Raw genomic sequence first — 20,265 nt, forward strand, 5'->3', positions numbered from 1 at the left:
GCAAACTGGCCCGGATCGTATTCGCCCTGCTCAAAGGGCAAAGCGAATATGAACCAAAAGCAGGCTGAGGGCTTTGCCTCAACCATAGAATCTCCCACAGGGTTTAGCGGTGCCCCGCAGTTCTCTGCGGGCGCCAGCCTGCTGGCGCTGGCCTCAGCCGAAGCACTGCACCTGCCGGAGTGGTCCGCTCAGACCACGACGTCCAGCGCCGGCTCTTCGCCGGAACCGACCGTGAGGTAAGCCACCAGCTCCGCCAGCGGCAGCGGCTTGCTGATCAGGTAGCCCTGCACCTGGTCGCAACCGTACCCGCGCAGCAACGCCATCTGTTCAGGGGTCTCCACCCCTTCGGCCACCACTTCCAGGTGCAGGTTGTGCGCCAGGTTGATCATCGCGTGCACCAGCTTGCGGTTCTCTTCGCGCTGTTCCATGCCGCCGACGAAGCTCTTGTCGATCTTGAGCAAGGTGATCGGCAGGCTGTTGAGGTGCACGAACGAGGAGAACCCGGTGCCGAAGTCGTCCAGCGAGAAGCGCACGCCGAGGCGGCCGAGGGCGTCCATGGTCTGCTTGACCAGGTCGCTGCGGCGCATCACGGCGGTTTCGGTGAGTTCGAACTCCAGCCACTGGGCCTCGACGCCGCGTTCGGCGATCAGGCGACTGAGGGTGGGCAGCAGCTGGCTGTCCTGAAACTGGCGGAACGACAGGTTGATCGCCATGTGCAGCGCCGGCAGGCCGTGTTCGCGCAGGGCCTGCATGTCGCGCAGGGCCCGGGAGATCACCCAGTAGCCCAAAGGCACGATCAGCCCGCTCTGCTCGGCCAGCGGCACGAACTCGCTGGGCGGCAGCAGCCCGCGCTCGCTGTGGCGCCAGCGCACCAGGGCCTCAAGGCCGACGATCTGCCCGTCCGCCAGGTTCAGGCGCGGCTGGTAGTGCAGTTCCAGTTCGTCGCGGCGCAAGGCCCGGCGCAGCTCGCTTTCCAGGTCGGCCATGCTCCGCGCGTTGCGGTTGATCCGTTCGTTGAAGATATGGAAGGTGCAGCCCTGGGTGCTCTTGGCCTGCTGCATGGCGATGTGCGCATGCCACATCAGCGGGTCGGCGCCGGCATGGGCGCGGGCATGGGCGATGCCCAGGCTGGAGCCGATCAGCAGGCTCTCGCCGTCGATCCAGTAGGGTTCGGCCAGCGCTTCGGTGATGCGCTCGGCCATCCACTCGGCGCGCTGCGGGGCGCGGCGCGTGTCGATCAGCAGGGCGAATTCGTCGCTGCCCAGCCGGGCCAGCTGATCGCCGGCCTCCAGCTGGCTCTTGAGCCGCGCCACCACCTGCAGGATCAGGCGGTCGCCGGCCTGGTGGCCGAGGGCGTCGTTGGCGTGGCGGAAGTTGTCCAGGTCCAGGTGCCCGAGGGCCAGGCCGCGGCCGTCGTTTTCGGCCAAGCGGGCCGTGAGCAACGTCTGGAAACCCTGGCGGTTGGCGATCCCGGTCAGCGGATCCTGTTCGGCCAAACGCTGCAGGGTGTTCTCCAGCACGCCCCGCTCGCGCACATGGCGCAGGCAGCGGCGCAGCATGCCGGTGTCGAGCGCGTCGCGCACCAGCCAGTCGCTGACGCCGTCGGGCGGGTTCGCCGGCTCGTGCTCCAGAAGCAGCACCGTCGGCAGGCTGCAGCGTCCGGGCGCCGGCTGCAGGGCCGGCACGGTCAGCAGCACCGCGTGGCGGTTGTCTTCGAACAGGCGGCTGACCGAATCCCAGTCCGGCGCGCCGATCAGCACCGCCGAGCTGCCCATCGGCGCCAGGCACTCGCGCAACAACGCTGTCCAGGCCGGCTCTTCGGCCAGCAGCAGCAAACGCAAGGGTTCGACAGGCGTAGACAAGCTGACTCCCTAGACTCTGCAATGATGTGGGCGGCGGGCATTATGCCGTTGCGCCGGCCAATGACCAAATGACATCGGTTATCAAATCGTCGTTTTGTGTCACGAATGAGAACATTAGACGCAAAATCTCCGCACATCCTGCGTGAAAGTATCAAAACCGGCAAACTGTAACCGCGTGCTGCGTCACAAGTCGGACAGGTGCGGCACAATTCGCTGAGCCTGTTAAAATGCCGCCCCATTTCGTCAACGACTCCCGAATTTCCGTATGTCCCGACTCAATCCCCGGCAGCAAGAGGCCGTGAACTACGTCGGCGGCCCTCTTTTGGTGCTCGCCGGCGCTGGCTCCGGCAAGACCAGCGTGATCACGCGCAAGATCGCGCACCTGATCCAGAACTGCGGCATCCGCGCCCAGTACATCGTCGCGATGACCTTCACCAACAAGGCCGCCCGCGAAATGAAGGAGCGGGTCGGCACCCTGCTGCGCGCCGGCGAAGGCCGCGGCCTGACGGTCAGCACCTTCCACAACCTGGGCCTGAACATCATCCGCAAGGAGCACGAGCGCCTGGGCTACAAGCCCGGCTTCTCGATCTTCGACGAGACCGACGTCAAGTCGCTGATGACCGACATCATGCAGAAGGAATACTCGGGCGACGACGGCGTCGACGAGATCAAGAACATGATCGGCGCCTGGAAGAACGACCTGATCCTGCCGGCCCAGGCCCTGGAGAACGCGCGCAACCCCAAGGAGCAGACCGCCGCCATCGTCTACACCCACTACCAGCGCACGCTCAAGGCGTTCAACGCGGTGGACTTCGACGACCTGATCCTGCTGCCGGTGAAGCTCTTCGAGGGCCACGCCGACATCCTCGAAAAGTGGCAGAACAAGGTGCGCTACCTGCTGGTGGACGAATACCAGGACACCAACGCCAGCCAGTACCTGCTGGTGAAGATGCTGATCGGCAAGCGCAACCAGTTCACCGTGGTGGGCGACGACGACCAGTCGATCTACGCCTGGCGCGGCGCGCGGCCGGAAAACCTGATGCTGCTCAAGGAAGACTACCCGTCGCTCAAAGTGGTGATGCTGGAGCAGAACTACCGCTCCACCAGCCGCATCCTGCGCTGCGCCAACGTGCTGATCTCCAACAACCCCCACGAGTTCGAGAAGCAGCTGTGGAGCGAGATGGGCCACGGCGACGAGATCCGCGTGATCCGCTGCCGCAACGAGGACGCCGAGGCCGAGCGGGTGGCCATGGAGATCCTCAGCCTGCACCTGCGCACCGACCGGCCCTACAGCGACTTCGCGATCCTCTACCGCGGCAACTACCAGGCCAAGCTGATCGAGCTGAAGCTGCAGCACCACCAGGTGCCGTACCGCTTGAGCGGCGGCAACAGCTTCTTCGGCCGCCAGGAAGTGAAGGATCTGATGGCCTACTTCCGCCTGATCGTGAACCCGGATGACGACAACGCCTTCCTGCGGGTGATCAACGTGCCGCGCCGGGAAATCGGCTCCACCACCCTGGAGAAGCTCGGCAACTACGCCACCGAGCGCAAGATCTCGATGTACGCCGCCACCGACGAGATCGGCCTGGGCGAACACCTGGACAGCCGCTTCACCGACCGCCTGTCGCGCTTCAAGCGCTTCATGGACAAGGTGCGCGAGCAGTGCGCCGGCGAGGATCCGATCTCGGCCCTGCGCAGCATGGTCATGGACATCGACTACGAGAACTGGCTGCGCACCAACAGTTCCAGCGACAAGGCCGCGGACTACCGGATGAGCAACGTCTGGTTCCTGATCGAAGCCTTGAAGAACACCCTGGAGAAGGACGAAGACGGCGAGATGACCGTCGAGGACGCCATCGGCAAACTCGTGCTGCGCGACATGCTCGAACGCCAGCAGGAAGAGGAAGACGGCGCCGAGGGCGTGCAGATGATGACCCTGCACGCGTCCAAGGGCCTGGAGTTCCCTTACGTGTTCATCATGGGCATGGAAGAGGAAATCCTGCCGCACCGTTCCAGCATCGAGGCCGACACCATCGAAGAGGAACGCCGCTTGGCCTACGTGGGCATCACCCGCGCCCGCCAGACCCTGGCCTTCACCTTCGCCGCCAAGCGCAAGCAGTACGGCGAGATCGTCGACTGCGCCCCGAGCCGCTTCCTCGACGAGCTGCCGCCGGACGACCTGGCCTGGGAAGGCAACGATGACACCCCGACCGAAGTCAAGGCCGTGCGGGGCAACAACGCATTGGCTGATATACGCGCGATGCTAAAGCGTTAGAATCGACCACTTTTTTACTAGACCTTCGGCGCACACGGCGCCAGTAGAGGAACGCTTCATGGAAGCACTGCACAAGAAAATCCGCGAAGAAGGCATCGTGCTTTCCGACCAGGTCCTGAAAGTCGACGCCTTTCTGAACCATCAGATCGACCCGGCCCTGATGAAGCTGATCGGCGACGAATTCGCCGCGCTGTTCAAGGATTCGGGCATCACCAAGATCGTCACCATCGAAGCCTCGGGCATCGCCCCGGCGATCATGACCGGCCTGAACCTGGGCGTGCCGGTGATCTTCGCCCGCAAGCACCAGTCCCTGACCCTGACCGAGAACCTGCTGTCGGCGACCGTGTACTCGTTCACCAAGCAGACCGAAAGCACCGTGGCCATCTCCCCCCGTCACCTGACCAGCAGCGACCGCGTGCTGATCATCGACGACTTCCTGGCCAACGGCAAAGCGTCCCAGGCGCTGATCTCGATCATCAAGCAGGCCGGCGCCACCGTGGCGGGCCTGGGCATCGTCATCGAAAAGTCGTTCCAGGGCGGCCGCGCCGAGCTGGACTCCCAGGGCTACCGCGTCGAATCGCTGGCCCGGGTCAAATCGCTGAAGGACGGCGTCGTCACCTTCATCGAGTAACCCGCACAGCAGTGCCCTTGCGGGAGCCAGCCTGCTGGCTCCCGCAGTTGTTTTGGCTGCTGATCTCATTGCGCGGTGGCCTTCAGGCCGGTGAGCAGCAGGCGCTGGAACAGGTCTTCCTTGAGGCCCTCCGGGGCTGTCAGTCGCATCCGCTCAAGGTGCGCGGGGAACGCCGACGCCTGCGGCGCATCCAGCGCCGCTTTCCCCAACTCAAGGACTTCGCTCAGCTTGAACTTGCTCTTGAGCCAGTTCAGCGCCCGCAGCAGATCCCGTTCGGTCTCGGTGAAATCGCACCCCAGCGGATACTCCGGAAACAGGTTCGGATGCCGCGCGGCCATCCCCTGCAAACGCTGCGGGGTGTTGTCGGCGAAACGCGGATCGAGGCGAAAATCCTTCGGCAGTTTGCCGGCCTTCTGCGCCCGCTCGGTCAGCTCCGGCTGAAAGCGCGAGTCGCTGATGTTCAGCAAGGCCTCGATCACCGCCGCGTCGGACTTGCCGCGCAGGTCGGCGATGCCGTACTCGGTCACCACGATATCGCGCAGGTGCCGCGGAATCGTGCAGTGGCCGTACTCCCAGACGATGTTCGAACTGACCTCGCCGCCGGCCTCGCGCCAGCTGCGCAGCAGCAGGATCGACCGCGCCCCCTCCAGCGCGTGGCCTTGGGCAACGAAGTTGTACTGTCCGCCGACGCCGCTGAGCACCCGCCCGTCCTCCAACTGGTCGGCCACACCGGCACCGAGCAGGGTCATGGTGAACACCGTGTTGATGAACCGCGCATCAAGGCGCTGCAGGCGCTTGAGCGCTTCCTGACCGTACAGCTCGTTGATGTAACTGATGCGGGTCATGTCGAATTCGAGGCGCTTACCGTGCGACAGCTCGTGCAAGCGCTCGTAGAAACTGCGCGGCCCGAGAAAGAAGCCGCCGTGCACCGAAACGCCGTCGGATTGCGCGGCCTCATCGAGGGTGCCGGCGTTGGCCTGTTCCTGGGTCGGCACATCCGGGTAGACCTTGCGCCGGATGATCCCCGCCTCCGCCAACACCAGCAGGCCGTTGACGAACATTTCGCTGCAACCGTACAGGCCCTTGGCGAACGGTTCGAGACCGCCCTCGCCCTCGATCAGCCGCGCCCACGGGCTGAGGTTCACCTCGGCCAACAGGCTGCGGTATCCGGCGTTGTCGGCCTGGCGCGCCAGCAGGGCGGCGGTCAGCGCATCGCCCATCGAGCCAATGCCGATCTGCAGCGTGCCGCCGTCGCGCACCAGCGCGCTGGCGTGCAGGCCGATGAAATGATCCTGAAACCCCACCGGCATGTTCGGCGTGGAAAACAGCGTGCTGCTGTCCTTCTCGTCGACCAGCAGGTCGAAGGTGTCGATGTCCACCTCGGCGTCGCCGGGCATGTACGGCAGCTCGGTGTGCACCTGGCCCACCAGCAGGATGGTTTCCCCGGCGGCCCGGCGCTTGGCGATCATCGGCAGCAGGTCGAGGGTGATGTCCGGGTTGCAGCTCAGGCTCAGGCGGTCGGGATGCTCACTGCTGCTGGCCAGCAACTGCGCCACCAGGTTCAGCCCGGCGGCGTTGATGTCGCGGGCCGCGTGGCTGTAGTTGCTGCTGACGTAGTCCTGCTGTGCCTGCGTGCTGTGCAGCAGGCTGCCGGGCTGCATGAAGAACTGCTCGATGCGGATGTTGGCCGGCAGGCTGTCGCGGCGCAGGTCGGCGAGGAACTCCAGTTCCGGGTAATCGCCGAAGACCCGCTCCACGAAGGGCTCCAGGAAGCGCTTCTGCAAACCGTCGCCCAGGGCTGGACGGCCTAGGCACAGGGCCGTGTAGACCGTCAGCCGGCGCTGCGGCAGGCCCTTGATGCGCCGGTACAGCGCATTGACGAAGCGGTTAGGCTTGCCCAGCCCCAGCGGCAGGCCCATGTGGATATGCACCGGCAACCGCGCCAGCACATCGTCCACGGCCTGTTCGATCGAACACAGCTGCACCATCTGAAGCCTCCCGCCCGTTCCATGAATAGAGGTACGACCGAGCTTGCCGCCAGATTGCTGCAATGACCAGCCTCAGAGCCGGATCGCGGGCACAAAAAAACCGTCCGAAGACGGTTTTTTCGAGGATGCGGGGCCTTACTTCAGGCCGGACATCTTCTGGATCGCGCCCTTGAGCTCGGCGTCGGAGCAATCGGCGCAGGTGCCCTTCGGCGGCATCGAGTTGATGCCGGTGATGGCCTTGGCCAGGATGCCGTCGAGGCCGCCCTGGTGGTCGGCGCGGTCTTTCCACGCCGCCGTGTCGCCGATCTTCGGCGCACCCAGCAGGCCGGAGCCATGGCAAGCGTTGCAGTGCTTGGCGATCACTTCGTCCGGCGTCTTCGCGCCGCCACCGCCGCCTGCGGCTGCGGCGACTTCCATCCCCTTGCACTCCTGACCCTGAACGCAGACCTGGCCGACCGGCTCGAGGCGTTTGGCGATATCGTCGTTGGTCGCAGCTTGAGCGCTGGCAGCCCAGAGGGCCAGTACGGTTGCTGGTGCGGCCAGCATTTTCATAATTAGGTTCACGCGTTCACCCTCAATGGTGGCTATTCACGCCTGCGGCCACGGTTCGCAGGCGGGCGCAAGTATAGCGGTAAGCCCGCCACACTGAAACAACCCCAAAGTTGAAGGGGTTTTGTCGCGCATCGGTCAAACGGTTCGCACGCCTTCGCCGCAACGGCCTGGCGCCTATCGGTTCAGAAGTTCGCCGGCGTGGCTGCGCTGATTAGTCGCGCCGGGGCATCGAACGGATTGCGGAAGCGATGCGGCTTGGTACTTTCAAAGTAGTAGCTGTCGCCCGCTTCGAGGATAAAAGTTTCAAGGCCCACCACCAGTTCCAGGCGCCCTTCCACCAGGATCCCGGTTTCCTCGCCTTCATGGGTGAGCATCTCTTCGCCGGTGTCGGCGCCCGGCGGGTAGATCTCGTTGAGGAAGGCGATGGCCCGGCTCGGGTGGGCGCGGCCGACCAGCTTCATGGTCACGGCGCCGTCCGAAATGTCGATCAGTTCGTTGGCCTTGTAGACGATCTGGGTCGGGACTTCCTGCAGGATCTCTTCGGAGAAGAACTCGACCATGGACATGGGAATCCCGCCCAGCACTTTGCGCAGCGAACTGATCGAAGGGCTGACGCTGTTCTTTTCGATCATCGAAATGGTGCTGTTGGTGACGCCCGCACGCTTGGCGAGTTCACGCTGGGAAAGCCCTTTGAGCTTGCGGATCGATTGCAGCCGTTCGCCGACGTCCAAGGCACGCGCCTCCTGAGGTTGTAGAGATAGTGAGCGTTATCATGGCGACAGCGTTCAGTATTTACAACACTTGGGCCCGGGCCCCGGAGGGGCATGCGGTCGGCGGCGACGGCTTCGGGGCGTCAATCCCCGGAATAGAGCCTCGGCACCCGGCGCAGGTTGCAGAAGATCTGGTACGGGATGGTGTCGGCCCACTTGGCCACGTCGCTGGCGAGGATGTTTTTGCCCCACAGCTCCACGGTGGAACCGAGGCCGGCCTGCGGCACGTCGGTCAGGTCGATGCACAGCATGTCCATCGACACGCGGCCCAGGATGCGGCTGCGCTGGCCGGCCACCAGCACCGGGGTGCCGGTCGGCGCCTGGCGCGGATAGCCGTCGGCGTAGCCCATGGCGACCACGCCGATGCGCATCGGCTTGTCGGTGATGAACCGGGCGCCGTAGCCGACCGGCTCGCCGGCCGGCAATTCGCGCACGCTGATGACCTTCGATTCGAGGGTCATCACCGGTTGCAGGCGCTCGGCCACGGCGTTGGCTTCTTCGAACGGCGTGGCGCCGTACAGCATGATGCCCGGGCGCACCCAATCGCTGGGGATCTGCGGCCAGCCCAGCACCGCCGGCGAGTTGCGCAGGCTGATTTCCGCCGCCAGGCCCTTGCGGGCGGCCTCGAACACCGCGACCTGATCGGCGCTGCTCTGCTCGTGCAGCTCATCGGCGCGGGCGAAGTGGCTCATGAGCACGATCTTGGCCACCTTGCCGCTGGCCAGCAGCCGCTGGTAGGCCGACTGATAATCCTTGGGATGCAGGCCCACGCGGTGCATGCCCGAGTCGAGCTTGAGCCATACGGTGACCGGTTTGCTCAACGCCGCCTGCTCGATCGCTTCGAGCTGCCACAGCGAATGCACCACGCACCAGAAGTCGTGCTCGACGATCAGCGCCAGCTCGTCGGCCTCGAAAAAGCCTTCGAGCAGCAGCACCGGCGCGCGGATCCCGGCGGCGCGCAGTTCCAGGGCCTCTTCGATGCAGGCCACGGCGAAGCCGTCCGCTTCGGCCTCCAGGGCTTGGGCGCAGCGCACCGCGCCATGGCCGTAGGCGTCGGCCTTGATCACCGCCAGCGCCTTGGCTCCGGTGGTCTCGCGGGCGATACGGTAGTTGTGACGCAGGGCTTGAAGGTCGATCAGGGCACGGGCAGGACGCATGGCGGCAGACTTCTGGGCGGTCATGGGAAGAAAAACCGGCGCCGGCTGGCGTTGACCGCCAACAGCGCCGGGAGAGGGATTTTTCAGCGTCGGATCAAGGCTGTGCGGCGATCACCGAGATCTCGACCAGCACATCGGGCCGGGCCATCTTCGCTTCGACGGTGGCGCGGGCCGGCGCGACGCCCTTGGGCAGCCACTGGTCCCAGACCGCGTTCATGGCGGCGAAGTGCGCACCGATGTCGTTCAGGTAGATCGTCGCCGACAGCAGATGGTGCTTGTCGGTGCCGGCCAGGTCCAGCAGCCGCTCGATGTTGGCCAGCACGTCACGGGTCTGCTGTTCGACCCCGGCGCTGAAGTCGTCGCCGACCTGTCCGGCCAGGTACACGGTGCCGTTGTGGGTGACGATCTGACTCATGCGCTCATTGGTGAGCTGGCGCTGGATTGCCATGCTTGGCGGACTCCTGGGTGGTGTTGCCGTAACGGGAAATGTCGAGGCCTTCGGCGCTGATCTGCGGCTTTTTCTTGGCCATAAGGTCAGCCAGCAGACGGCCGGAGCCGCACGCCATGGTCCAGCCGAGGGTGCCGTGGCCGGTGTTCAGGAACAGGTTCTTGAACGGGGTGGCGCCGACGATCGGGGTGCCGTCCGGGGTGGTCGGACGCAGGCCGGTCCAGAAGCTCGCCTCGGCCAGGTTGCCGCCCTGAGGATAAAGGTCGTTGACGATCATCTCCAGGGTTTCGCGCCGGCGCGGGTTGAGCGACAGGTCGAAACCGGCGATCTCGGCCATGCCGCCGACGCGGATGCGGTTGTCGAAACGGGTGATCGCGACCTTGTAGGTCTCGTCGAGGATGGTCGACGTCGGGGCCATCGCCGGGTTGGTGATCGGCACGGTCAGCGAGTAGCCCTTGAGCGGGTACACCGGGGCCTTGATGCCCAGCGGCTTGAGCAGTTGCGGCGAGTAGCTGCCCAGGGCCAGCACGTAGCGGTCGGCGGTCTCCAGCTTGCCGTCGATCCACACGCCGTTGATACGGTCGCCGGCGAAGTCCAGGCGCTGGATGTCCTGGCCGAAGCGGAACTCGACGCCGAGCTTGGCGGCCATTTCCGCCAGGCGGGTGGTGAACATCTGGCAGTCGCCGGTCTGGTCGTTCGGCAGGCGCAGGGCGCCGGCCAGGATGTCGGTGACGTTGGCCAGGGCCGGCTCGACCCGGGCGATGCCGGCGCGGTCGAGGACTTCGAACGGCACGCCGGACTCCTTCAGCACGGCGATGTCCTTGGCGGCGCCGTCCAACTGGGCCTGGGTGCGGAACAGCTGAGTGGTGCCCAGGCTGCGGCCTTCATAGGCGATGCCGGTCTCGGCGCGCAGTTCGTCGAGGCAGTCGCGGCTGTACTCGGACAGCCGCACCATGCGCTCCTTGTTCACCGCGTAGCGGCTGGCGGTGCAGTTGCGCAGCATCTGCGCCATCCACAGGTACTGGTCGATGTCGGCAGTGGCCTTGATGGCCAGCGGCGCGTGACGCTGCAGCAGCCACTTGATGGCCTTGAGCGGCACGCCCGGCGCAGCCCACGGCGAGGCATAGCCCGGCGACACTTGGCCGGCGTTGGCGAAGCTGGTCTCCATGGCAGCCGCCGGCTGGCGGTCGACCACCACGACTTCAAACCCGGCGCGGGCCAGATAATAGGCACTGGTGGTGCCGATGACGCCGCTACCCAAGACCATGACGCGCATTTTTTGTATCCCTCGCCGCGGCCAGACCGCGAACCTGTTGTCAGAGCAATGATGCGCGCAGTGTAAGAAAGAATCGCCAGTGCTTTTCACTGTATAAGCGCCTATATTTGGCGACAATTCTCGGCAAAAACCCTTTTCACGGAGGCGCATCCCCTATGCGTACCAACACTCAGACCAAACGCGAGCTGGACAAGATCGACCGCAACATCCTGCGGATCCTTCAGGCGGATGGGCGGATCTCCTTCACGGAGCTTGGGGAAAAGGTCGGCCTGTCGACCACGCCGTGCACGGAGCGGGTGCGGCGGCTGGAGCGCGAGGGGATCATCATGGGCTACAACGCCCGGCTCAACCCTCAGCATTTGAAGGGTAGCCTGCTGGTGTTCGTCGAGATCAGCCTCGACTACAAATCCGGCGACACCTTCGAAGAGTTCCGACGCGCGGTGCTGAAACTGCCCCATGTGCTGGAGTGCCACCTGGTGTCAGGGGATTTCGACTATCTGGTGAAGGCGCGGATTTCCGAGATGGCCTCGTACCGCAAACTGCTGGGCGACATTCTGCTCAAGCTGCCCCATGTGCGCGAGTCCAAGAGCTACATCGTGATGGAAGAGGTGAAGGAGAGCCTGAGCCTGCCGATTCCCGACTGACATTTGCGGTGCCTGATCCGGCCCCATCGCTGGCAAGCCAGCTCCCACAGGGTCAAAAGGTGTTCGCAGAATCTACGCTCACCTCTGGACTTGTGGGAAGAGAGCCTGAGCCGGCCGGCCTTATCACTGGCAAGTCACTCCCACAGGGTCAATAGGTGTTCGCAGAATCTACGCTCACCGCTAGACTTGTGGGAGCTGGCTTGCCAGCGATGGGGTCGCCGCGGATTTAGCGCGAACGCTTCAAACCAGCACCTGCCGGTTCTCGGCCATGTACTCGAACACCTGCCGCTCCACCCGCGGATGGATCAATTCCACAGGCCTGCGCCCGTTCGGGCAAGGCAAGGTCTGTGTCGTACCGAACAGCCGGCAGATCAGCGGCCGCTCGTCATACACCGTGCAGCCTTCGGGCCCCAGGTGCACACAGTTGTAGGCGTCCATGGCCGCGTCCTGTTCGGCGCGGGTCTTGCGCGGCAGGCGCGCCATCTCCTCCGGGGAGGTGGTCACCGGGCCGCAGCAGTCGTGGCAGCCCGGCACGCAGTCGAACGTGGGGATCTGCTGGCGCAGGGAGCGGATTTTCTGGCTGTTGCAGCTCATGGACGCGATGACCGACGTGGAACAGGCGGCGATTGTGCCGCAAAAGCCGTGATCCAGACAGCGATGGCCGACCGGTGTTGCCCGGCTTCCGGCGTCCGGCTTATCCTCCGTCAAATTTTCTCGACACCCGCTCAGGATGACGCCCATGAATGCCCGCGCCCACGCCACCGTGAGCCAGCCCCACGTTGCCTCCTACTACGCCGCCAGCAGTCTGCCGCAGCCCGACCATCCGGTGCTGCAGGGTGAGGTGGCCGCGGACGTGTGCGTGGTCGGCGGCGGCTTCACGGGCCTCAACACCGCGCTGGAGCTGACCGAACGCGGCCTCAGCGTGGTGTTGCTGGAGGCGAACCGGATCGGCTGGGGCGCCAGCGGCCGCAACGGCGGGCAACTGATCCGCGGGGTCGGCCATGGCCTGGATCAGTTCGCCAACGTCATCGGCGCCGAAGGCGTGCGCCAGATGAAACTCATGGGCCTGGAGGCGGTGGAGATCGTCCGCCGGCGCGTGGAACGCTTCCAGATCCCCTGCGACCTGACCTGGGGCTACTGCGACCTGGCCAACAAGCCCCGCGACCTCGACGGTTTCGCCGAAGACGCTGAAGAACTGCGCAGCCTCGGCTACCGCCACGAGACCCGCCTGCTGCCGGCCGACCAGATGCACACCGTGATCGGTTCCAAACGCTACGTCGGCGGCCTGATCGACATGGGCTCCGGGCATCTGCACCCGCTGAACCTGGCCCTGGGCGAAGCCGCGGCGGCGCAGCAGTCGGGGGTCAAGCTGTTCGAGCGTTCGGCGGTCACCCGCATCGACCACGGCCCCGAAGTGCGGGTGCACACGGCCCAGGGCACGGTGCGCGCCAAGACCCTGGTGCTGGGCTGCAACGCCTACCTCAACGGCCTCGACCCGCAACTGGGCGGCAAGGTGCTGCCCGCCGGCAGCTACATCATCGCCACCGAACCGCTGAGCGAAGCCCAGGCCCATGAGCTGCTGCCGCAGAACATGGCGGTCTGCGACCAGCGCGTGGCGCTCGACTATTACCGGCTCTCGGCGGACCGGCGCCTGCTGTTCGGTGGTGCCTGCCATTATTCAGGGCGCGACCCCAAGGACATCGCCGCCTACATGCGGCCGAAGATGCTGGAGGTGTTCCCGCAGCTGGCGGGCGCGAAGATCGATTTCCAGTGGGGCGGGATGATCGGCATCGGCGCCAACCGCCTGCCGCAGATAGGCCGGCTGGCGGGGCGGCCGAACGTGTATTACGCCCAGGCCTACTCCGGCCACGGGGTGAACGCCACGCACCTGGCGGGCAAGCTGCTGGCCGAAGCCATCAGCGGACAGCACGGCGGCGGGTTCGACCTGTTCGCCCAGGTGCCGCACATCACCTTCCCCGGCGGCAAGCATTTGCGCTCGCCGCTGCTGGCGCTGGGGATGCTGTGGCACCGGCTCAAGGAACTGGTCTGAAGGCCTTGCCCTGATCGCAAGCAGGCTCGCTCCCACCTTTCGCCGCGGGAGCGAGCCTGTTTGCGATGGGGCCGCAAGAGGCTCAGATCCGCCAGAACGGCTTGAGCCCCTCCTCCAGCGCCTGCTCCCGGGTCAGCCCGATGTCCTTGAGCTGCTGCGGCGTCAGCCCCAGCAATGCCCTGCGCGTGTGCAGACGGTGCCAGAACAGGCCCCAGCGGCCCAGGCCGGACGGGGCGTTGCGCAGGGCCTCATTGCGCGCGCTGTCCTGTTGCCCTGCCGCCAGTTCCTGACTGTGTAACGTCAGCCGCACATCGCTCAAGCCGTTCATTTTCTTTGCTCCTGTTTACTTGGGTAGCGAGAGATTCCATGATGCGCGGGCGGGCAAAAGCATTACAGATTCAACGCATCTGTATTAACTCCATACAGATTCGCCGTCCTGAGCTCTGAATTGTCGATTTTCGCCCCATCTGTACCGGTCTACCGGATCACCTGTACGAGGCAGTGCCATGACCCTGTATGTGAACCTCGCCGAGCTGCTCGGCACGCGCATCGAACAAGGCTTCTACCGGCCGGGCGACCGTTTGCCGTCGGTGCGCGCCCTGAGCGTCGAGCACGGGGTCAGCCTGAGCACCGTGCAGCAGGCTTACCGGATGCTGGAGGACAACGGCCTGGCCACGCCCAAGCCCAAGTCCGGCTATTTCGTGCCGGTCAGCCGCGAGCTGCCGGATCTGCCGGTGGTGGGCCGGCCGGTGCAGCGCCCGGTGGAGATCTCGCAGTGGGATCAGGTGCTGGAGCTGATCCGCGCCGTGCCGCGCAAGGACGTGGTGCAGCTGGGGCGCGGCATGCCCGACGTATCCTCGCCGACCATGAAACCGCTGCTGCGCGGCCTCGCCCGGATCAGCCGGCGCCAGGACATGCCCGGCCTGTATTACGACAACATCCACGGCACCCTCGAACTGCGCGAACAGATCGCCCGGCTGATGCTCGATTCCGGCTGCCAATTGAGCGCCGGCGACCTGGTGGTGACCACCGGCTGCCATGAAGCGCTGTCCACCAGCATCCATGCGATCTGCGAGCCGGGCGACATCGTCGCCGTGGACTCGCCGAGCTTCCACGGCGCCATGCAAACCCTCAAGGGCCTGGGCATGAAGGCGCTGGAGATTCCCACCGACCCCCTCACCGGCATCAGCCTCGAAGCCCTGGAACTGGCGCTGGAGCAGTGGCCGATCAAGGTCATCCAGCTCACCCCCAACTGCAACAACCCGCTGGGCTACATCATGCCGGAGTCACGCAAGCGCGCCCTGCTGCACCTGGCGCAGCGCTTCGACGTGGCGATCATCGAGGACGACGTGTACGGGGAACTGGCCTACACCTACCCTCGCCCGCGCACCATCAAGTCCTTCGACGAAGACGGCCGCGTGCTGCTGTGCAGTTCGTTCTCCAAGACCCTGGCGCCGGGCCTGCGCATCGGTTGGGTGGCGCCGGGCCGTTACCTGGAGCGGGTGCTGCACATGAAGTACATCAGCACCGGCTCCACCGCGCCGCAGCCGCAGATCGCCATCGCCGAATTCCTCAAGGCCGGCCACTTCGAGCCGCACTTGCGGCGGATGCGCACCCAGTACCAGCGCAACCGCGACGCGATGATCGACTGGGTGACCCGCTACTTTCCCGCCGGCACCCGCGCCAGCCGCCCGCAAGGCAGCTTCATGCTGTGGGTCGAGTTGCCGGAAGGCTTCGACACCCTGAAGCTCAACCGCGCCCTGCACGACCAAGGCGTGCAGATCGCCGTGGGCAGTATCTTTTCCGCCTCCGGCAAGTACCGCAATTGCCTGCGGATGAACTACGCTGCCAAACCGACGCCGCAGATCGAAGACGCGGTGCGCAAGGTCGGCGCAGCGGCCATCCGCCTGCTGGCCGAGACCGACTGACTTTTCGCGGCCCTTCAGCGTCCATATGCCCATCACCTCCGCCATCCGGAACGATCCCACGTGAGCTTCAGACAGCCCCTGTCCGTTCTGCTATTGCTGACCGCGCTGCTGGGCGGCTGCGCAACCCTCGACGTCCCGCGCGAGCCGAGCCAGGCGCTGCCGGCGTCGGCCTCCGCCTTCGGCCGCTCGATCCAGGCCCAGGCCGCGCCGCACAACGGCCAGTCGGGCTTCCGCCTGCTGTCCAACAGCACCGAAGCCTTCACCGCCCGCGCCGAACTGATCCGCAACGCGCAGAGCAGCCTCGACCTGCAGTACTACATCGTCCACGACGGCGTCAGCACGCGGATGCTGGTGGACGAACTGCTCAAGGCCGCCGACCGGGGCGTGCGGGTGCGGATTCTGCTGGACGACACCACCAGCGACGGCCTCGACCTGGTCATCGCCACGCTCGCAGCCCATCCGCAGATCCAGATCCGCCTCTTCAACCCGCTGCACCTGGGCCGCAGCACCGGCGTCACCCGGGCGGCGGGCCGGCTGTTCAACCTGTCGCTGCAGCACCGGCGCATGCACAACAAGCTGTGGCTGGCGGACAACGCCGCCGCCATCGTCGGCGGGCGCAACCTGGGGGACGAGTATTTCGATGCCGAGCCCAACCTGAACTTCACCGACATCGACATGCTCAGCGTGGGCCCGGTGGCGCAGCAGTTGGGGCACAGCTTCGACCAGTACTGGAACAGCGCCCTGAGCCGGCCGGTCGACGAGTTCCTCTCCAGCCGGCCGACGGCCAAGGATCTGCAGAACACCCGCACCCGCCTGGAAGAATCCCTGGAAGACACCCGCAAGCAGAACCACGCGCTGTACCGGCAACTGAAGACCTACAGCACCGACCCGCGCATGGACATCTGGCGCCGCGAGCTGATCTGGGCCTGGAACCAGGCGCTGTGGGATGCGCCGAGCAAGGTGCTGGCCAAGGACAAGCCCGATCCGCAGTTGCTGCTGACCACCCAACTGGCGCCGGAACTGAAGGGCGTCAGCCAGGAACTGATGATGATTTCCGCCTACTTCGTGCCGGGCCAGCCGGGGCTGGTGTACCTGACCGGGCGCGCCGATGCCGGTGTCTCGGTGAGCCTGCTGACCAACGCGCTGGAGGCCACCGACGTGCCGGCGGTGCACGGCGGCTATGCGCCGTACCGCAAGGCGCTGCTGGAGCACGGCGTCAGGCTCTTCGAACTGCGCCGCCAGCCCGGCGCCACCGGCGGCAGCGGGCCGCGCCTGTTCTACGGGCCGTCCTCCCGGGGTTCGGACTCGAGCCTGCACAGCAAGGCGATGATCTTCGACGGCAAGAAAGCGTTCATCGGCTCGTTCAACTTCGACCCGCGCTCGGTGCTGTGGAACACCGAGGTCGGCGTGCTGGTGGACAGCCCGGCCCTGGCCGCCCATGTGCGGGAACTGGCCTTGCAGGGCATGGCGCCGGCGCTCAGCTACGAAGCGAAGCTGGAGGACGGCAAGGTGGTGTGGGTGACCGAGGACGACGGCAAGCTGCACACCCTGACCCAGGAACCGGGGAGCTGGTGGCGACGGTTCAATGCCTGGTTCAGCACCACCGTGGGCCTTGAGCGGATGCTTTAGGCCCGCCCCTGTGGCGGCCTCGCCACAGGGGCGATCAGTCAGGCCGGCTCGGCCACCGTGCCGAACGCTCCCTGGCGCATCAGCAGGATCACCAGGCCGAACGCCCCGACCGCCATCAGCAGCGGCAGCGCGTGCCCGCTGATCCACTGGCTGCCCGCGCCTGCCGCCAGCGGCCCCACCAGGCAGCCGATGCCCCACAGCTGCGCGATGTGCGCGTTGGCCCGCACCAGCGCATCGTCACGGTAACGCTCGCCGACCAGGATCAGCGACAGCGTGAACAGACCGCCCGCGCTGGCCCCGAACAGCACCCACAGCGGCCAGATCAGCAAGGTGTCGATCAACAGCGGAATCGCCAGGCTCGACAGCAGCAGCACCATGGCGCAGCCGGTGAACAGCGTGCGCCGGGACAGCCGGTCCGCCAGCGCGCCGATCGGCAGTTGCAGCAACGCGTCGCCGACCACCACGGTGCTGACCATCGCCAGCGCGATTTCCGCCGTGAAGCCCTGGCGCAGGCAATACACCGGCAGCAGCGTCAGGATCATCGCCTCGAACGCGGCGAACAGCGACACGGCCCAGGCGATCGCCGGCAGTTCCCGGCCAAATCCCAACAAATCGCCGAAGGTCACGCTGCTGGCCTCGCTGCTCGGCGCCCCGCTGCGGCCGAGCAACAGCAGGGGCGCAGCGGTCAGCAGGCCCACGCCGACCCAAAAGCCATAATCGTGCTCGGTGCCCAGCGCCCCCAACAGCAGCGGCCCGGACAGTTGGCTCAGCGCGTAGCTGCTGCCGTACAGCGCCACCAGTCGCCCGCGCCAATGCTCGACCACCAATTGGTTGATCCAGCTCTCGCCGAGGATGAACACGATGGTCAGGATCACGCCGATCATCAGCCGCAGCGCCAGCCACACCGGGTAGCTGGGCAGCAGCGCCAGCAGGCCGATGGACAGCGCCCCGCCCCACAGGCACAGGCGCATCAGGTTCGCCGTGCCCAGGCGCGCCGCCAGATGACTGGACACCTTCGCCCCCAGCAGCACGCCGATGGCCGGCATCGCCGCCATCACACCGATGGCGAAGGAGCCGTAGCCCCAGCCCTCCAGCCGCAACGACACCAGCGGCATGCTGACGCCCAGGGCCAGGCCGACACTCAAGACAGACGCCAACACGGCGAAATACGTCGCCCAACGCATGTTCCACGCTCCTGTGGATATTGTTATGTGCACCGCAAAACCAATGTGGGAGCGGGCTTGCCCGCGATGGCGGTGGGTCAGACACAAAAATGCCGACTGACACACCGCCATCGCGGGCAAGCCCGCTCCCACAAGGGATCTCTGCTGTTTCGGGGGTCTGACGGGCAGGCCCCCTCAACGGTTCACAGCTTGATCCAGGTCGCCTTGAGCTCGGTGTATTTGTCGAACGCATGCAGCGACTTGTCGCGGCCGTTGCCCGACTGCTTGAAGCCGCCGAACGGCGCGGTCATGTCGCCGCCATCGTATTGGTTGACCCACACGCTGCCGGCCCGCAGGGCCTTGGCGGTCAGGTGCGCCTTGGAAATGTCCTGGGTCCACACCGCCGCCGCCAGGCCGTACGGCGTGTCGTTGGCGATGCGCACCGCCTCCTCGGCGGTGTCGAAGGTGATGACCGACAGCACCGGTCCGAAGATCTCTTCCTGGGCGATCTTCATCGCGTTGCTCACGCCGTCGAAGATCGTCGGCTCGACGTAGGTGCCGCCGGTCTCCTGCAGGGTGCGCTTGCCGCCGACCACCAGCTTGGCGCCGTCGGCGTGGCCGGCTTCGATGTAGGACAGCACCGTGTTCATCTGCTGGGTGTCCACCAGCGCACCGACGTTGGTGGCCGGATCCAGCGGGTTGCCCGGCTTCCAGGCCTTCAGGGCCTCGATCACCATCGGCAGGAATTTGTCCTTGATCGAACGCTCGACCAGCAGCCGCGAACCGGCGGTGCACACTTCGCCCTGGTTGAAGGCGATGGCGCTGGCGGCGGACTCGGCGGCGGCCTGCAGGTCCGGCGCGTCGGCGAACACGATGTTCGGGCTCTTGCCGCCGGCCTCCAGCCACACGCGCTTCATGTTCGATTCGCCGGCGTAGATCATCAGTTGCTTGGCGATCTTGGTCGAACCGGTGAACACCAGGGTGTCGACGTCGTTGTGCAGGGCCAGGGCCTTGCCGACGGTGTGGCCATAGCCCGGCAGCACGTTGAGCACGCCTTTCGGGATGCCGGCCTCGACCGCCAGGGCGGCGATGCGGAGGGCGGTCAGCGGGGATTTCTCCGACGGCTTGAGGATCACCGAGTTGCCGGTCGACAGGGCCGGGCCCAGTTTCCAGCAAGCCATCAGCAGCGGGAAGTTCCACGGCACGATGGCGCCGACCACGCCCACCGGCTCACGGGTCACCAGGCCCAGCTGATCGTGCGGGGTGGCGGCGACTTCGTCGTAGAGCTTGTCGATGGCCTCGCCGCTCCAGCTCAGCGCCTGCGCCGCGCCGGGAACGTCGATGTACAGCGAGTCGCTGATCGGCTTGCCCATGTCGAGGGTCTCGAGCAGGGCCAGCTCTTCGGCGTGCTGCTTGAGCAGGCCGGCGAAACGGATCATGGCGGCCTTGCGCTTGGTCGGCGCCAGGCGCGACCAGACACCGGAATCGAAGGTGGCGCGAGCGTTCTCCACGGCGCGCTGGGCGTCGGCGGCGTCACAGCTGGCGATCTTGCCCAGCAGACGGCCATCGACCGGGCTGATGCACTCGAAGGTCTCGCCCGAGGCGGCGTCGGTGTACTCGCCATTGAGGTAGGCGCGGCCTTCGATCTTCAGGTCGCGGGCGCGTTGTTCCCAGTCGGCACGAGTCAGGGTGGTCATTCGAGTGTCCTCCTCTTGTTGGATGCGGGCGCCGCGCTCTTCGCGGCCGTCCTCAGGAATTCTGCCCGGCCAGCCTGCATTTCGGCCAAGGGCACCCGCCACCCTAAACCAGTGGCCGGGTTTGTTTCAATATATTTGACATAAGGCCGCGATACGACCTTGCGGTGTTCAATTTAATAAACATAGACTTTGGCC

At 65.8% G+C, this 20,265-nt stretch carries 17 protein-coding genes; 6 read left to right on the forward strand and 11 right to left on the reverse strand.

Translation table 11 applies throughout. The features are described 5' to 3' along the window. Positions 1-188: 188 nt before the first annotated feature. Positions 189-1,862: a bifunctional diguanylate cyclase/phosphodiesterase gene (locus CAG33_RS12015; RefSeq protein WP_085630187.1), complete on the reverse strand. Its 1,674-nt coding sequence runs from the start codon at positions 1,860-1,862 to the stop codon at positions 189-191. Between the two features lie 265 nt (positions 1,863-2,127). On the opposite strand from CAG33_RS12015, the gene rep reads away from it, so the two are divergent. After that, positions 2,128-4,137 (forward strand): DNA helicase Rep, encoded by a 2,010-nt coding sequence (gene rep, locus CAG33_RS12020; protein WP_085578912.1) that lies wholly within the window; start codon positions 2,128-2,130, stop codon positions 4,135-4,137. 58 nt (positions 4,138-4,195) lie between these two features. After that, positions 4,196-4,768, forward strand: a complete 573-nt coding sequence (locus CAG33_RS12025; protein ID WP_085578914.1) for a xanthine phosphoribosyltransferase — start codon at positions 4,196-4,198, stop codon at positions 4,766-4,768. 65 nt (positions 4,769-4,833) lie between these two features. On the opposite strand, the gene CAG33_RS12030 is transcribed toward CAG33_RS12025, so the two are convergent. From CAG33_RS12030 to dadA, 6 genes are all read right to left on the reverse strand, one after another. After that, on the reverse strand, positions 4,834-6,756 hold the full coding sequence (locus CAG33_RS12030) for an acetyl-CoA hydrolase/transferase C-terminal domain-containing protein (protein ID WP_085638547.1): 1,923 nt from the start codon (positions 6,754-6,756) through the stop codon (positions 4,834-4,836). Positions 6,757-6,891: 135 nt separating this feature from the next. Next, on the reverse strand, positions 6,892-7,308 hold the full coding sequence (locus CAG33_RS12035) for a cytochrome c5 family protein (RefSeq protein ID WP_085578918.1): 417 nt from the start codon (positions 7,306-7,308) through the stop codon (positions 6,892-6,894). A gap of 182 nt (positions 7,309-7,490) precedes the next feature. Continuing rightward, positions 7,491-8,039: a cupin domain-containing protein gene (locus CAG33_RS12040; RefSeq protein WP_007920393.1), complete on the reverse strand. Its 549-nt coding sequence runs from the start codon at positions 8,037-8,039 to the stop codon at positions 7,491-7,493. Positions 8,040-8,161: 122 nt separating this feature from the next. Next, positions 8,162-9,235, reverse strand: coding sequence for an alanine racemase (alr, locus tag CAG33_RS12045; RefSeq protein WP_085579509.1), 1,074 nt, complete (start codon positions 9,233-9,235; stop codon positions 8,162-8,164). 94 nt (positions 9,236-9,329) lie between these two features. After that, entirely contained in the window at positions 9,330-9,683 is a 354-nt protein-coding gene (locus CAG33_RS12050) for a RidA family protein (protein ID WP_085578920.1), read from the reverse strand. Beyond that, on the reverse strand, positions 9,655-10,959 hold the full coding sequence (dadA, locus tag CAG33_RS12055; protein WP_085578923.1) for a D-amino acid dehydrogenase: 1,305 nt from the start codon (positions 10,957-10,959) through the stop codon (positions 9,655-9,657). The genes CAG33_RS12050 and dadA overlap by 29 nt, the downstream gene beginning before the upstream one ends. 155 nt (positions 10,960-11,114) lie before the next feature. On the opposite strand from dadA, the gene CAG33_RS12060 reads away from it, so the two are divergent. Further along, positions 11,115-11,603, forward strand: a complete 489-nt coding sequence (locus tag CAG33_RS12060; RefSeq protein ID WP_003177284.1) for an Lrp/AsnC ligand binding domain-containing protein — start codon at positions 11,115-11,117, stop codon at positions 11,601-11,603. 240 nt (positions 11,604-11,843) lie between these two features. On the opposite strand, the gene CAG33_RS12065 is transcribed toward CAG33_RS12060, so the two are convergent. Beyond that, on the reverse strand, positions 11,844-12,197 hold the full coding sequence (locus CAG33_RS12065) for a YkgJ family cysteine cluster protein (RefSeq protein ID WP_085578925.1): 354 nt from the start codon (positions 12,195-12,197) through the stop codon (positions 11,844-11,846). 145 nt (positions 12,198-12,342) lie between these two features. Here CAG33_RS12065 and CAG33_RS12070 point away from each other — a divergent pair, with 145 nt between their 5' ends. Continuing rightward, positions 12,343-13,653 (forward strand): FAD-binding oxidoreductase, encoded by a 1,311-nt coding sequence (locus tag CAG33_RS12070; protein WP_085638550.1) that lies wholly within the window; start codon positions 12,343-12,345, stop codon positions 13,651-13,653. An 82-nt stretch (positions 13,654-13,735) separates the two neighbouring features. Here the strand turns inward: CAG33_RS12070 and CAG33_RS12075 are convergent, their stop codons facing one another. After that, entirely contained in the window at positions 13,736-13,981 is a 246-nt protein-coding gene (locus tag CAG33_RS12075) for a DUF1127 domain-containing protein (RefSeq protein ID WP_085578929.1), read from the reverse strand. 178 nt (positions 13,982-14,159) lie between these two features. On the opposite strand from CAG33_RS12075, the gene CAG33_RS12080 reads away from it, so the two are divergent. Continuing rightward, positions 14,160-15,581, forward strand: coding sequence for a PLP-dependent aminotransferase family protein (locus CAG33_RS12080; RefSeq protein WP_085578931.1), 1,422 nt, complete (start codon positions 14,160-14,162; stop codon positions 15,579-15,581). 60 nt (positions 15,582-15,641) lie between these two features. Beyond that, positions 15,642-17,210 (forward strand): phospholipase D family protein, encoded by a 1,569-nt coding sequence (locus tag CAG33_RS12085; RefSeq protein WP_085630195.1) that lies wholly within the window; start codon positions 15,642-15,644, stop codon positions 17,208-17,210. 38 nt (positions 17,211-17,248) lie between these two features. On the opposite strand, the gene CAG33_RS12090 is transcribed toward CAG33_RS12085, so the two are convergent. Further along, a complete protein-coding gene (locus CAG33_RS12090; RefSeq protein ID WP_085638553.1) occupies positions 17,249-18,394 on the reverse strand; it encodes an MFS transporter in 1,146 nt (381 codons plus the stop codon). A 182-nt stretch (positions 18,395-18,576) separates the two neighbouring features. Continuing rightward, positions 18,577-20,070: an aldehyde dehydrogenase gene (locus CAG33_RS12095; protein ID WP_085578937.1), complete on the reverse strand. Its 1,494-nt coding sequence runs from the start codon at positions 20,068-20,070 to the stop codon at positions 18,577-18,579. Positions 20,071-20,265: the final 195 nt, after the last annotated feature.

This window comes from Pseudomonas sp. B3(2017) (genome assembly GCF_002113595.1).
Lineage (GTDB): Bacteria > Pseudomonadota > Gammaproteobacteria > Pseudomonadales > Pseudomonadaceae > Aquipseudomonas > Aquipseudomonas ekonensis.